Source organism: Shewanella sp. VK101, assembly GCF_056497865.1.
The window spans coordinates 2,266,414-2,279,256 of the sequence record NZ_CM151402.1; the positions used below are offsets into that span (position 1 = coordinate 2,266,414).

The 12,843-nt window shown below is 51.1% G+C and carries 11 protein-coding genes and 2 tRNA genes; 8 read left to right on the forward strand and 5 right to left on the reverse strand.

Going from position 1 to position 12,843, the window contains the following annotated elements:
* Window positions 1-128: 128 nt before the first annotated feature.
* From dmeF to ACSHSR_RS10315, 3 genes are all read left to right on the forward strand, one after another.
* Window positions 129-1,211 carry a CDF family Co(II)/Ni(II) efflux transporter DmeF gene (gene dmeF, locus ACSHSR_RS10305; RefSeq protein ID WP_479631474.1) on the forward strand — a complete coding sequence of 361 codons (1,083 nt, stop codon included), beginning with the start codon at window positions 129-131 and terminating at the stop codon, window positions 1,209-1,211.
* A gap of 13 nt (window positions 1,212-1,224) precedes the next feature.
* Window positions 1,225-1,662: a MarR family winged helix-turn-helix transcriptional regulator gene (locus ACSHSR_RS10310; RefSeq protein WP_025009721.1), complete on the forward strand. Its 438-nt coding sequence runs from the start codon at window positions 1,225-1,227 to the stop codon at window positions 1,660-1,662.
* A 410-nt stretch (window positions 1,663-2,072) separates the two neighbouring features.
* Complete coding sequence (locus ACSHSR_RS10315; protein WP_479631475.1) at window positions 2,073-3,698, forward strand: phosphoethanolamine transferase; 1,626 nt, start codon at window positions 2,073-2,075, stop codon at window positions 3,696-3,698.
* Window positions 3,699-3,785: 87 nt separating this feature from the next.
* Here ACSHSR_RS10315 and ACSHSR_RS10320 read toward each other — a convergent pair whose 3' ends face one another.
* The 4 genes from ACSHSR_RS10320 to ACSHSR_RS10335 all read right to left on the reverse strand — a co-directional run bounded on the left by ACSHSR_RS10320 (window position 3,786) and on the right by ACSHSR_RS10335 (window position 8,416).
* Window positions 3,786-6,488, reverse strand: a complete 2,703-nt coding sequence (locus tag ACSHSR_RS10320; protein ID WP_096141749.1) for a bifunctional acetate--CoA ligase family protein/GNAT family N-acetyltransferase — start codon at window positions 6,486-6,488, stop codon at window positions 3,786-3,788.
* Between the two features lie 223 nt (window positions 6,489-6,711).
* Window positions 6,712-6,788, reverse strand: a tRNA-Val gene (locus ACSHSR_RS10325).
* Window positions 6,789-6,824: 36 nt separating this feature from the next.
* Window positions 6,825-6,901, reverse strand: a tRNA-Val gene (locus ACSHSR_RS10330).
* Window positions 6,902-7,039: 138 nt separating this feature from the next.
* Entirely contained in the window at window positions 7,040-8,416 is a 1,377-nt protein-coding gene (locus ACSHSR_RS10335) for an MATE family efflux transporter (RefSeq protein WP_025009723.1), read from the reverse strand.
* Between the two features lie 33 nt (window positions 8,417-8,449).
* Between ACSHSR_RS10335 and ACSHSR_RS10340 the strand changes: the two genes are divergently transcribed.
* Complete coding sequence (locus ACSHSR_RS10340) at window positions 8,450-9,064, forward strand: riboflavin synthase (protein ID WP_044734467.1); 615 nt, start codon at window positions 8,450-8,452, stop codon at window positions 9,062-9,064.
* Between the two features lie 105 nt (window positions 9,065-9,169).
* On the opposite strand, the gene ACSHSR_RS10345 is transcribed toward ACSHSR_RS10340, so the two are convergent.
* Window positions 9,170-9,370 (reverse strand): CPXCG motif-containing cysteine-rich protein, encoded by a 201-nt coding sequence (locus tag ACSHSR_RS10345; RefSeq protein WP_025009725.1) that lies wholly within the window; start codon window positions 9,368-9,370, stop codon window positions 9,170-9,172.
* Between the two features lie 271 nt (window positions 9,371-9,641).
* On the opposite strand from ACSHSR_RS10345, the gene thrS reads away from it, so the two are divergent.
* From thrS to rplT, 4 genes are all read left to right on the forward strand, one after another.
* A complete protein-coding gene (thrS, locus tag ACSHSR_RS10350) occupies window positions 9,642-11,570 on the forward strand; it encodes a threonine--tRNA ligase (protein WP_479631476.1) in 1,929 nt (642 codons plus the stop codon).
* Between the two features lie 3 nt (window positions 11,571-11,573).
* The gene (infC, locus tag ACSHSR_RS10355; protein ID WP_037436578.1) at window positions 11,574-12,116 is read left to right on the forward strand and encodes a translation initiation factor IF-3; all 543 of its coding nucleotides are present in this window, start codon (window positions 11,574-11,576) and stop codon (window positions 12,114-12,116) included.
* An 84-nt stretch (window positions 12,117-12,200) separates the two neighbouring features.
* On the forward strand, window positions 12,201-12,395 hold the full coding sequence (gene rpmI / locus ACSHSR_RS10360; RefSeq protein WP_025009728.1) for a 50S ribosomal protein L35: 195 nt from the start codon (window positions 12,201-12,203) through the stop codon (window positions 12,393-12,395).
* Between the two features lie 17 nt (window positions 12,396-12,412).
* Complete coding sequence (gene rplT / locus ACSHSR_RS10365) at window positions 12,413-12,772, forward strand: 50S ribosomal protein L20 (RefSeq protein WP_025009729.1); 360 nt, start codon at window positions 12,413-12,415, stop codon at window positions 12,770-12,772.
* Window positions 12,773-12,843: the final 71 nt, after the last annotated feature.

Here is a 12,843-nt window from a genome sequence, read left to right on the forward strand (position 1 = left end):
TGAAGTTTGTTAATCCCATGGTCACACTTGTGATTTTTTTCAGTCGCAATGCTTGAAATTGTGTCAGGAAAAAGAGATATTTCGTCAATCAAATAGTTTGAATATCAAAGTATAACAGCAGGCTAACTATGAGTTCAGAGTTTCACACCATCACGCGCTGGCAGCATAAGCATAATTTTACCCACCATAACGAACAGGGAGAGAAGAGTACCAAGTGGGTGCTCTTGCTGACTGTGGTCACCATGGTGGCCGAGATTGTTGCCGGTACTATATACGGCTCCATGGCGTTGTTGGCCGATGGTTGGCATATGGGAACTCATGCCGCTGCATTTATGCTGACATTGTTTGCTTACTCTTACGCCAGGAAACATGCCAACAACCCGAGATTTGCCTTTGGTACCGGCAAAGTCAGCGTACTCGGTGGTTTTACCAGTGCGATTGCACTCGGTTTGGTGGCACTGTTGATGCTGATAGAGTCCGGCTCCAGACTCCTGTATCCGGAAGATATTCATTTTGACCAGGCGATTCTGGTGGCCATCATAGGTTTAACCGTCAACATCGTCAGTGTATTTCTGCTCAAGGATCATCACGGTCACGATCATGGCCACAGCCACAGTCATGGGCATAACCATGCACATAGCCATAGCCAGGCAGATAGCCACAAGCACGGACATGACCACAACCATGGGGATTCCCACGGACACAAAGATCATAATCTGCGCGCAGCCTATTTCCATGTATTGGCCGATGCCTTGACCTCCTTGTTGGCAATTGGCGCGCTGTTGGCCGGTAAATATTTCGGATTGAATTGGCTGGATCCCGTGATGGGCATTGTCGGAGCTGTTATCATCAGTCGCTGGGCTTGGGGACTTATCAGCCAAACCAGCCCCATTTTGCTTGACGCAGGTGTTGAAGCCGAGTTCAGTCGTAAGCTGGTGGAACGGATAGAAGCCGAAAAAGACCACAAGGTAACCGATATTCATGTGTGGCCGGTCAGCGCCGATCATCACGCAGCCATGATCTCTTTGGTGAGCCACGCTCCCCACAGTACCGACTATTATCATGAGTTGCTGGCGGATTTCAGTCGCATAGATCATCTGACCATTGAAGTCAATCAATGTGCCGACTGCGATAAAGCGGCGATGCCGAGAGCCAAAGAATGTGAGCAAGCGAGCCACACACAGACAGGACATCATCACCATCATCATTGAGGTGCAAGAATAGATGAAACAGCAACAGCGGCAGGATTCGCTGCAACAGTCAATCAACCACGCCATCATAGAGTTTTATGAGCGTCTGTCCTCATGGGAGCAGAGCGTAGTCAGAGACCAAGGCGCTTCACTGGCGCAGATCCATACAGTGGAGATCCTGGGGGCTCACGGCCCTATGAAGATGAAGGAACTGGCGGAAAAGCTCGGTATTACCACAGGAACCCTGACCGTGCAGGTTGAACGTTTGGTTAAGGCGGGCCTGGCCGAACGTCAGCCGCTGGAAAATGACCGGCGCGCCATCCAGGTATCCTTAACCGAAAAGGGCGAGCAGATGTTTAAAGAGCATGATGCCCTGCATTTGCAGTTAACCCGAGAGATGACCGCGAAATTCAGTGACGCTGAGCTGGAGCAACTGCTTGGGTTCTTCAATCGGCTCAACAGCGAATTCTAATTGCGATTGTTTACCCTGATATAAAACCTCAAAGCGCCTTTAAAAGGCGCTTTCTTTTTCTCCGGAACATGGAAGAGCACAATAAAACTTGCCGTAATTTACTCTCAGAGACATTTTGGCGACTTCCGGTTTGCCAAGCTTAATGCGCCTCCAACTTACAATTGCGGGACATTTGCATGCAAAACGGCTCTTGAGTTATCAAACGACTCTTTTAACCTTTTATACCGCAGTTTTAGCGTATGGTGCATCGCGAACTTTCCCATTGGCACAGAGTCTGAAAGCTTAATTCGGCCCCATGAGCGATGTCGGAACCGATAAGGGAACCTTAAGATAAAATTGTTATATTAACATTTAGTTAACCATAAGTTGAAATTGCTGAGCCTTGCATCAATTTTAACCGTCATTTAGGAATGAGTGTGTTGAATCCCATCTCTGTCAATCGCCTGACCTTTGTACTGGCACTGTATTTTGTGGCCGTGTTCAATGTGCCTTTTTTTACCATAGTCAAACAGGGGCTCGAGAACCAAGCGCATGTGGCTCCTTTGTTTGTGGCTACCATTCCCATCTTCTTGATCTCGGCTTTGGGGATACTGTTTTCCCTGTTCAGCTTTAAATATATTCTCAAACCGTTTTTTATTGTGCTGTTGCTGTGTTCATCGGGGGTATTTTTTGCCGCGTTCAAATATGGCGTAGTATTCGATACCGGCATGATAGAGAATACCTTTCAGACCAACAGCGCCGAAGCCTTGACCTATGTGAACTGGGCATCAATGTTAAATCTGCTGTTGACCGGGGTGCTGCCGGCAGCGCTCTTGTATCGTACCCAGATCGCCTATAAGCCCATGGGCAAGGAGCTGGCGTACAAGGCGCTGTACATCATAGCGAACGTCCTCATCATAGTGGTAATTGCCTTTTTCTATATGCAGAATTATCTGGCTTTTGGTCGCAATAATGATGAAATCAAACGTTACATTGTGCCCACCTATTTTGTCGGCTCGGCGGCCAAATACATCAATCAGCACTACCTGCAAAAGCCGCTCGAATATCAAAAGTTGGGTACAGATGCCAAGCAGGTAAAACCAGCCGGTGAAACTAAACCCAGACTGATGGTGCTGGTGGTCGGTGAAACCGCCAGGGCGCAAAATTACCAATACTATGGCTATGACAGGCCAACCAATGTCTACACCAAGGCGATTTCACCGCTGATCTTCAGCGATGTCAGCTCTTGTGGCACGGCCACGGCAGTTTCTTTACCCTGTATGTTTTCCCGAATGAGCCGGGAAGATTATGACTCCCGCGCCGCCAAGGCTCAGGATACCGCTGTGGATGTGCTCAACCACGCCGGTGTGAAAGTGCAGTGGTTTGATAACGACAGTGGCTGCAAAGGAGTGTGTGACAGGGTGGAAAACAAGCTGATAGCACTGAACGCCGACCCCAAGCTGTGTGATGGCCAGTTTTGTCAGGATCAGGTGCTGCTTGATGAGCTCAAACAAGCCTTGTCGCAGCCAAACAATGGCCAGGATCGCCTGATAGTGTTGCATATCATCGGCAGTCACGGACCTACCTATTATCTGCGCTATCCGGAACAATATCGCCGTTTTACCCCGGATTGCCAGCGCAGTGACATTCAAAACTGCAGCCGCGAGCAGCTCACCAATACCTATGACAACACGATTCTGTATACCGACTATATCGTCTCTCAGGTGGTCGAGCAGCTAAAGGGACGCAGTGGCGATTATGATACGGCAATGATGTATCTGTCCGATCACGGTGAGTCCCTGGGCGAAAAGGGCATGTACCTGCATGGATCACCCTATGCCATAGCGCCGAGTGAACAAACCAGGGTGCCTTGGATGGCTTGGTTTTCCAAGCAATTCAAGCAGCAACTTGGGTTGAATGATGACTGCCTGGCAAAGGAAGCCGCCGCCAAGAGTGTTTCCCACGACAACCTGTTCGATACGCTGTTGGGGCTCTTCGATGTCAGCAGCAAGGTTTACCGGCCTGAGTTGGACTTGATTGCCCTTTGTCGCCGTTGAGCGAGTCGCTCAAATTATCAAAAGAACCCGGCATTGGCCGGGTTCTTGGTTTTGAGGTGCGATTGTTCACCTCCAATAGGGAGGTGCTTATGTGTCCTTGCCCGCCAGTTCCATGTGCATCTTGATCAGGTGTTCTTCCATATCAAAGGTGACAGTAAAGCCAAGACTCTTGGCAAGACTGGCCATATTGCGGTTCTCGAACATGGTGAAACCGGTTAACACCTGGGTGCCCGTGGTGCGGTAGTAGTTAATCAGCTTCTCCAGCAATAACTTACCTATGCCGATCCCCTGATGGGAACTGCGAACCGCCATGGCAAATTCCGCTTCTGTGTTATCCGGATCGATAGAGGCTCGCACTGCACCCAAGGTTTCCTCTTCGCCATTTTCATCTCTTATGGTGGCGATAAACGCCATCTCACGGGCGTAATCTATTTGGGTCAGTACCGCCATTTCTTCGTGGGTCATACGCGAGCGCACCCCGAAATAGCGCTTGTATCTGTCTTCATCTGTCAGCGAGTTGTCAAAGTCCAGATGCTTGGGTTCATCTTCCGGCAGTATCGGCCGCAACATCACCTCAAGGCCGTTACGCAGTTTGGCTTTTTCTTCCAGCTCTTTGGGGTAGGGTTGAATCGCCAGTCGCCCGGCGTTATCCGTAACTTCCGGGTTCAGGCGCAGATTGACATCCAAGAGGGTAATTTTCTCGCCCGCAGCCAATACAGGATTAAGATCCAGGCTCTCGATTTCGGGGCAATCGATAATGAGCTGCGAAATCTGGGTCAACATCAGGCACAAGGCTCGCATATCCAAGCCTTGGGGTAAGTGACGATCGCGGATCTTTTGAGTCTTGAGCGCCTGGATCACCATATAACGTGCCAGTGCCATATTCAGTGGCGGCAAGGCGACGGCCGCATCCCGGGTGGGTTCCCACTCGGAGCCGCCTTCACCTAGCATGATGGCTGGGCCGAACACTGGGTCGTTGATTACCGCGACTCTGAGCTCCTGTGCGCCGGCGGTCAGCGCCATCTTTTGCACTATCATGCCTTCCACCGAGGCTGCAGGGTTGGAGGCGTGCACCCGTTCGACTATGGCCGCTGCGGCCTGATTGACCTCGTTAGCCGATGTCAGATTCAGCATTACCCCGTGAACGTCCGATTTATGCAAAATATCCGGTGATTGCACTTTCAATGCCACTGGATAACCTGCCTTCTCGGCAATGGCCACGGCTTCGGCCGCATCCCTGGCAAACCAGGTATCTATGGTATCCAAGCCATAGGCGTTGAGTATGTTGCGGGCATCATGGGTTTCCAGCACCCGTTTGCCCTTGGCTATGGCTTGCTGCAACAGACTTCTGGCGGTAGTGCTGTCTGTTGGGATAGTGTCAGGTATAGATTGCGGCACTTCCTGCAGCAGTTTTTGGTTACGGCGATACTCAACCATATGCATAAAGGCGCGCACGGCGCCCTCGGGTGTGCGGTAAGTTGGGATCCCCGCCTTGGAAAAGTGTTTTCGAGCCCGGTAAGCGGCATCTTCACCGCTCCAGTTGGTTAAGATGCTCACCCGGTTACGTTTCGGGTGCTGTTTGATGGTGTCAATCAAGGCATCGGCTATGGTGACGCTTTCGCCAAGGGCCGAAGGGGAGTGCAATACCAGGATGGCGTCCAGCTCATCACTGTCCATTAATACCGACAGCGCCTGGCTGTAACGCTCGGCGCCGGCATCACCTATGATGTCCACTGGGTTTTGCCCGGACCAGGTAGAGGGCAACAGCTGCGAGAGTTTCTCCACAGTGGTGTCGGACAACAGTGCTAGCTTGCCACCCTTGAGCACCAATTCATCCACCGCCAGCACGGCGGGACCGCCGCCATTTGATAAAATACACAGGCGCTCGCCATTGAGCGGGTTGAGGTGAGCCAGACTCTCGAGCGCTGCAAATAGCTCAACCAAGTCGGTGACCCGCAGCATACCGGCGCGGCGAAAGGCGGCCTCATATACGGCATCATTACCGGCAATGCCACCTGTGTGCAGTTTGGCGGCATTGCCACCCTCGGCGCTGCGGCCAGATTTGATCACCAAAATAGGTTTATGCCGGGCCGCGGCTCTGGCTGCCGACAGGAAGTGGCGCTTCTCATTGACCGAATCTATATAAAGCATGATGGCGCTGGTGCGGGAATCGCGGCCGAGAAAATCCAGCAGCTCATCGAAGTCTATGTCTGTGGCATCACCGAGGGAAATAAATGAGGAGAAGCCGATCCCTTTGTTGTTGGCCCAGTCGAGTACTGTGGTGCAGATGGCTGCAGACTGGGATACAAAGGCTATTTTGCCGGGCAGGGCACCGGCATGGGCCAGGCTGGCATTGAGTCCCTGGGGCGGCAACATCATCCCCAAACTGTTGGGGCCGAGGATCCGCATGCCGTAACGTCTGGCGTTGGCTTGAGTCAGTTCAAGCAGGTTTTCGCCTTGTTCGTTTAATTCATCGGCCATACCGGAGGCCATGATGATCGCCACTTTGCAGCCAAATTGTGCCAGGGTTTCCACTATCGCCGGTACGCTGGAGGCGCGGGTACAGATGATGGCCAGGTCAGGTTTGATCGGCAAAGACTCAATATTGGGATAGGCCAGCACGCCCATAACCGCGTTATACTTGGGCGTTACCGGCATAATTGGCCCGGCAAAGCCCCCCGAGAGCAGGTTTTTCATTACCACATTGCCCGCACGCTTGTCGCGATTGGACGCGCCAATGACGGCGATGGACCCGGGTTTGAACAGCGTGTGCAGAGTACGTTGGCTCATGAATTTCCCTGTCGGCAAAGGACCTTGTCTATGCTCCATGATTCCATGGCCGGTGAAAGTAAGCAATATGCAAAAAGTCGGGCTTGATTTACAAAAATACCATGCAGTAGAGGTGTTTACTCTTTCAACGGGAATGAAAAGACAAGAGCAAGAGGAAACGCGAACTTGAATGGCGGGAAAGGGGAATTTCAGGCATAAAAAAACCTGCTTAAAGCAGGTTACTTGGTACACCCGAGTGGACTCGAACCACCGACCCCTACCATGTCAAGGTAGTGCTCTAACCAGCTGAGCTACGGGTGTATTGCATGATTTTCATTTTTGGCACTCTGAAGAGAGTGGTACACCCGAGTGGACTCGAACCACCGACCCCTACCATGTCAAGGTAGTGCTCTAACCAGCTGAGCTACGGGTGTATTGCGTTTTTCAGGCTGTCGCCCTCGAACGAGCGCTATATTAAGGGCGAGCAGCCGCCAGTTGCAAGTAAAAAAACACAAATTTTTATTGAATGGCGAATTGCTGCACAACTTGCTGCAGCTTTGATCGCATTCGGCTTAATTCGTGCTCTCATCAGAGATAACCGCGAACTGTTTGCCACTTTTCTGGATATATCTCAGACGGATAGCAAAGAGTATCGCGGCTACGGTCAAGCCGGCGATAAGCCCAATCCAGAATCCGTGTGCTCCCATGGCGGGTACCAGAAAATCGGTATACGCCAATACATAACCCAGGGTCATCCCCACAGCCCAATAAGCAAACAAGGTGATGAAAAAGGCGCTGCGGGTATCCTTGTAGCCACGAAGGGCACCGGCCGCAACCACTTGTACCGAATCTGACAACTGATATAGAGCAGCCATCAGCATCAGACTGCCTGCCAGAGTGACCACTTCTGGGTTGTCATTATAGAGCAGGGCAATCTCATACCTGAATACCACAGTCGCCACCGCGGTTAGCATGGCCAGAGAAAAGGCGATAGCCAATCCCACCTTGGTCACCAGTGCCGACACATCACTCTGACCCCGGCCTAGGTAATAACCGACCCGAATAGAAACGGCTATGCCGATGGAGAGTGGCAACATAAATACAATCGAGGAGAAATTCAGCGCAATTTGGTGCCCGGCCACGACAGTGGCACCGAGAGGCGCCAGTAACAAGGCGATCACCGCAAACAGACTGACTTCAAAGAACAGCGCCATGGCAATAGGCATGCCCAACTTGGTCATCTCCATAATGGTGTGCAAATGGGGTTTGTGAAACGCTTTGAAGGGAGCCAACTCGCTAAAGCGTTTATGCCACTGCATATAGATGGCCATGGCCAGTAGCATGGCCCAAAACACCAAAGCGGTAGCGACACCACAGCCGGCGCCGCCCATGGCGGGCATGCCAAAGTGACCATTGATAAAGATATAGTTGGCCGGGATATTCACCGCCAGGCCGACAAAACCTATGATCATGGTCGGCAGCGTATAGGAGATCCCTTCGCTGCAGCCCCTGAGCACCTGGTAGAGCACAAAGGCCGGTGCCCCCCAGAGAATGCCGTCAAGATAACCTATGGTCAGGCGCTTGAGCTCAGGCTCCAGTTCCATCCAATCCAAAATATGTGGCGCAGATGCCAGAAACAGCATCACACCCAAGGCGCCGGTTATGGCAATATAGGCAGCCTGAAAGGCAAGCGGTTGAATCGCCTTTTGGTTGTTTGCACCGTGATGATGGGCAAACATGGGAGTAAATGCCAGCAATAGGCCTTGAACGAACAGAATGGCCGGTAGCCAGAGACTGGTTCCGACAGCGACGGCTGCCATGTCGACAGCACTGACTCTGCCGGCCATCAGGGTATCGATAAACCCCATCATTGTCTGGGTAAGTTGTGCAATAAGCACAGGTAAAGCCAGTTGAACTAAGCGTTTGGCCTGAAAGCCGGTGTGATTCATGAAAGCAGCCCTAACAACTAAGCGAGTGAGAAAATGTTTACAGGTATTGTTCAAGCCAAGTGTGAAATCTTGGCGATCGAGAAAAAGCCCGGGCTAAATACCCTCGAAGTCGCTCTGCCTCCCGCCTTGCGCGAGGGATTGGAAATAGGAGCGAGTGTTGCCAACAACGGTGTTTGCCTGACGGTAACCCAGCTTGCTGATGATAGGGCGTTTTTCGACGTAATGGAAGAGACTCTGGCGGTGACTAATCTGGTCGGACTAAGGGTTGGTGACAAGGTTAACATTGAGAGGTCACTCAAGTTTGGTACCGAGCTTGGGGGTCACATTCTTTCCGGCCATGTGCATACCCAGGCGCAGTTGGTACATCTGGATATCAGTGACAGCCATTACAATATGCAGCTTGAAGTGGCCGAAGAGTGGTTGAAGTACATCTTCTATAAAGGCTTTATCGGTATCAATGGTTGTAGCCTCACTGTTGGCGAGGTCAAAGGCAATCGCTTTATGCTGCATCTCATTCCTGAGACTCTCAGACTGACCAATCTAGAGGACTATCGGGAAGGGGATTGGCTGAATATCGAAATTGACAGTCAGACCCAAACGATAGTGGATACGGTTGAGCGGGTGCTGGCCCAGCGACAACTGGCCTGATAAAACCTGTCACGCTTTATGGGCGACTGTGCTTATATAAGCAGGCAAGTATAAGCCGGTAAAATTAACTGGGCCGAAGCTGGCTTGTCATATTCATTAGAGCTTTCAGTAGAGCTGTTCGTCATCGCCATCGACGTACAGCTCTATCATGTGCCTCTGGTCATTGATATGCATCCGCATATGGATAGGGTTGCAACATACCCGGCAATCATTATAGAACTCCTGATCGCCGCCGCTGGCATCGAGCTCCACCTTTTGATGGTGGCCGCAATGGGGGCAGCAGATAGTCTGACTCTTGAGTTGCATGGCTTCCTCCTTTGTCCGGTAGCGTTATGCCCTTTGGACGATAGAACCTCATATCACAACACAGTTCAAGTATAGCCCCAGGCTGTGAGCAAAAGCTTGTCCCTTGAGTGTTTTTGGGTTGCGCAGGCAAGGGCTTATCCCGTAAAATTGCCAGCCTGCCCGGCGGAGACCTTAAGGCTCCTGTACTGCCTTAACCCAAGGGCTAAACACTCTTTTTTAATTGATAACCAAGTGGCCCTACGTGTGGGTCACCACTGGACAAGGAATTTTCATGCCTGTAATTACACTTCCCGATGGGAGCAAACGTGAGTTTGCCAACCCAGTCTCTACACTCGATGTTGCTGCTGATATTGGTCCCGGTCTGGCGAAAGCCTGTATTGCCGGACGAGTCAACGGCGAGTTAAAAGATGCCTGTGATCTGATCGAAACAGATGCAGAACTGTCGATCATCACGGCCAAAGATGAAGAAGGGCTGGAAATCCTTCGTCACTCTTGCGCACACTTGTTGGGTCATGCGATCAAGCAGCTGTGGCCTGAAACCAAGATGGCGATTGGTCCTGTTATCGATAACGGCTTCTACTATGACATCGACCTGGAGCATAAACTGACCCAGGAAGATCTGGAGAAGCTGGAAAAACGCATGCTGGAACTGGCCAAGACCAACTATGACGTGGTCAAGCGTGTGGTCAGCTGGCAGGAAGCCCGTTATGCTTTCGAGTCTCGCGGCGAGCCTTACAAGATGGCGATCCTGGATGAGAACATCAGCCGTGATGCCACGCCGGCGCTGTATCACCACGAAGAATACATAGATATGTGTCGTGGTCCCCATGTGCCCAACATGCGTTTCTGCCATTTCTTTAAGCTGATGAATGTTGCCGGTGCCTACTGGCGCGGTAATTCAGACAACAAGATGTTGCAGCGTATCTATGGTACTGCCTGGGCCGACAAGAAAGCGCTCAAGACTCACCTGACCCGTCTCGAAGAAGCGGCCAAGCGTGATCACCGTAAAATCGGCAAGCAGCTGGATCTGTACCACATGCAGGAAGAAGCTCCTGGTATGGTGTTCTGGCACAACGACGGCTGGAGCGTATTCCTTGAGCTTGAGCGTTTTATTCGCCAGAAGCTGAGCCAGTACGATTATCAGGAAGTGAAAGGCCCGCTGATGATGGATCGCGTGTTGTGGGAGCGTTCCGGTCACTGGGATAAATACGCCGAGGCGATGTTTACAACCAGCAGTGAGAACCGCGAATACGCCATCAAGCCGATGAACTGCCCCGGCCACGTACAGATTTTCAACCAGGGCCTCAAGTCCTATCGTGATCTGCCGCTACGGATGGCCGAGTTCGGCTGTTGTCACCGTAACGAGCCTTCGGGTGCCTTGCACGGTCTGATGCGGGTTCGTGGTTTTACCCAGGACGATGCGCACGTATTCTGTACTGAAGAGCAGGTGCAATCCGAAGTCAGCAAGTGTATCAAGATGGTGTACGACACCTATTCCACTTTCGGCTTCAGTAATATCGTAGTTAAGCTTTCCACTCGTCCAGAGAAGCGTATCGGTGACGATGCCATGTGGGACCGGGCAGAAGAAGCTCTGAAACAAGCGCTGCGCAGCAACGATATCGAATTTGAAATACTGCCAGGTGAAGGTGCCTTCTACGGCCCTAAAATCGAATTCACTCTGCATGACTGCCTGGATCGCGCCTGGCAGTGCGGTACAGTGCAGCTCGATTACGCCTTACCGGGACGCCTGGGCGCGACTTATGTCGCCGAAGACAACAGCCGTCAGACTCCTGTGATGATCCACCGTGCGATTTTGGGCTCTTTGGAGCGATTCCTCGGTATCCTCATCGAAGAGTTCGCGGGCCGCTTCCCAACCTGGCTGGCTCCTATGCAGGTTGTTGTTATGAACATAACAGACAAACAAGCTGATTATGTTGAAGAAGTAGTCGAATTCTTCAAGGAACAGGGCATACGCGCCTCTAAAGACTTGAGGAATGAAAAAATAGGCTTTAAAATACGCGAGCACACTTTGAGGCGGGTTCCTTATTTGCTGGTCATAGGTGATCAGGAGATGGAAAATCGGGAAGTCGCTGTGCGTACCCGAGACGGGGTGGACTTAGGCAAGATGCGAATCGATGATTTCGCCGCTAAGGTCAAGCAACAAATTTCACTCCGTAGTCTTGAATTGTTGGAGGATTAGGTCATAAAGATCAAAAAATCAGCAGGCCGTCAGGCGGCCCCGAATAGAATCAATGAAGAAATTACCGGCGTACCTGAGGTACGTTTGAATGGCGTGGATGGTGAAGCCATTGGTATCGTCAGCATCAAAGAGGCTCAGGAAGTAGCCGATGAGGCAGGTCTGGATCTGGTTGAGATCAGTCCTAATGCTGAGCCGCCTGTATGCCGTATCATGGACTACGGTAAATATCTGTTCGACAAGGCAAAAGCCCAGAAAGAACAGAAGAAGAAGCAGAAACAGATCCAGGTGAAGGAAGTTAAATTCCGCCCTGGTACTGATGAAAACGACTATCAGGTAAAACTACGCAACCTGATTCGTTTTCTGGAAGATGGAGACAAAGCGAAAGTTACGCTGCGTTTCCGCGGACGCGAAATGGCACACCAGAACCTGGGTATGGATCTTCTGAACCGTATCAAGGGTGATCTGGAAGAGTATGCGGTTGTTGAATCTTTCCCGAAAATGGAAGGTCGACAAGCCATCATGGTGCTGGCGCCCAAGAAGAAATAGCAGGGCAATCCTGAAAAGTAGCAAAGGTCTATAGGCCTTTGCTCGCCTTGCGTTTTATTAATGTCCCAATGCGGAGTTTTAGTAATGCCTAAAATGAAAACCGACAAGGGTGTAGCGAAGCGTTTTAAGAAAACCGCCAATGGTTTCAAGCGTAAGCAAGCCCATCTGCGTCACATCCTGACCAAGAAGAGCACCAAGCGTAAGCGTCATCTGCGCGCCAAGTGTTTAGTTGCCAAAGCTGACGTGCCTATGATTGCACGCCAACTGCCATACGCTTAATTAGGAGGAATTGAAAAATGCCAAGAGTTAAGCGTGGTGTAACTGCACGAGCTCGTCACAAGAAAGTTCTTAAACTTGCCAAAGGTTACTATGGTGCCCGTTCACGTACTTTCCGTGTAGCGGTACAGGCCGTAACCAAAGCAGGTCAATATGCTTACCGTGACCGTCGCCAGAAGAAACGTCAATTCCGTCAACTGTGGATTGCACGTATCAATGCGGCTTCTCGTCAGAATGGTCTTTCATACAGCCGTTTCATCAACGGTCTGAAAAAGGCGTCTATCGAAATCGATCGTAAGATTTTGGCAGACATCGCTGTATTCGACAAAGTAGTGTTTGCTACTCTGGTAGAAAAAGCGAAGGAAGCACTGGCAAACTAATCTCTCAGGAGATAAGTTGTAGTTGCTGTTAAAAAGGGACCTAAGGTCCCTTTTTTCATACCTGTGATTTG

What these genes read in the sequence shown, in the direction of transcription:
- ACSHSR_RS10345 (WP_025009725.1), bottom strand. Translation starts at nt 9,370, where the DNA reads ATGCAACTCAAGAGTCAGACTATCTGCTGCCCCCATTGCGGCCACCAT.
- ACSHSR_RS10320 (WP_096141749.1), bottom strand. Translation starts at nt 6,488, where the DNA reads ATGAGCCAACGTACTCTGCACACGCTGTTCAAACCCGGGTCCATCGCC.
- rplT (WP_025009729.1), top strand. Translation starts at nt 12,413, where the DNA reads ATGCCAAGAGTTAAGCGTGGTGTAACTGCACGAGCTCGTCACAAGAAA.
- rpmI (WP_025009728.1), top strand. Translation starts at nt 12,201, where the DNA reads ATGCCTAAAATGAAAACCGACAAGGGTGTAGCGAAGCGTTTTAAGAAA.
- dmeF (WP_479631474.1), top strand. Translation starts at nt 129, where the DNA reads ATGAGTTCAGAGTTTCACACCATCACGCGCTGGCAGCATAAGCATAAT.
- ACSHSR_RS10340 (WP_044734467.1), top strand. Translation starts at nt 8,450, where the DNA reads ATGTTTACAGGTATTGTTCAAGCCAAGTGTGAAATCTTGGCGATCGAG.
- thrS (WP_479631476.1), top strand. Translation starts at nt 9,642, where the DNA reads ATGCCTGTAATTACACTTCCCGATGGGAGCAAACGTGAGTTTGCCAAC.
- ACSHSR_RS10310 (WP_025009721.1), top strand. Translation starts at nt 1,225, where the DNA reads ATGAAACAGCAACAGCGGCAGGATTCGCTGCAACAGTCAATCAACCAC.
- ACSHSR_RS10335 (WP_025009723.1), bottom strand. Translation starts at nt 8,416, where the DNA reads ATGAATCACACCGGCTTTCAGGCCAAACGCTTAGTTCAACTGGCTTTA.
- ACSHSR_RS10315 (WP_479631475.1), top strand. Translation starts at nt 2,073, where the DNA reads ATGAGTGTGTTGAATCCCATCTCTGTCAATCGCCTGACCTTTGTACTG.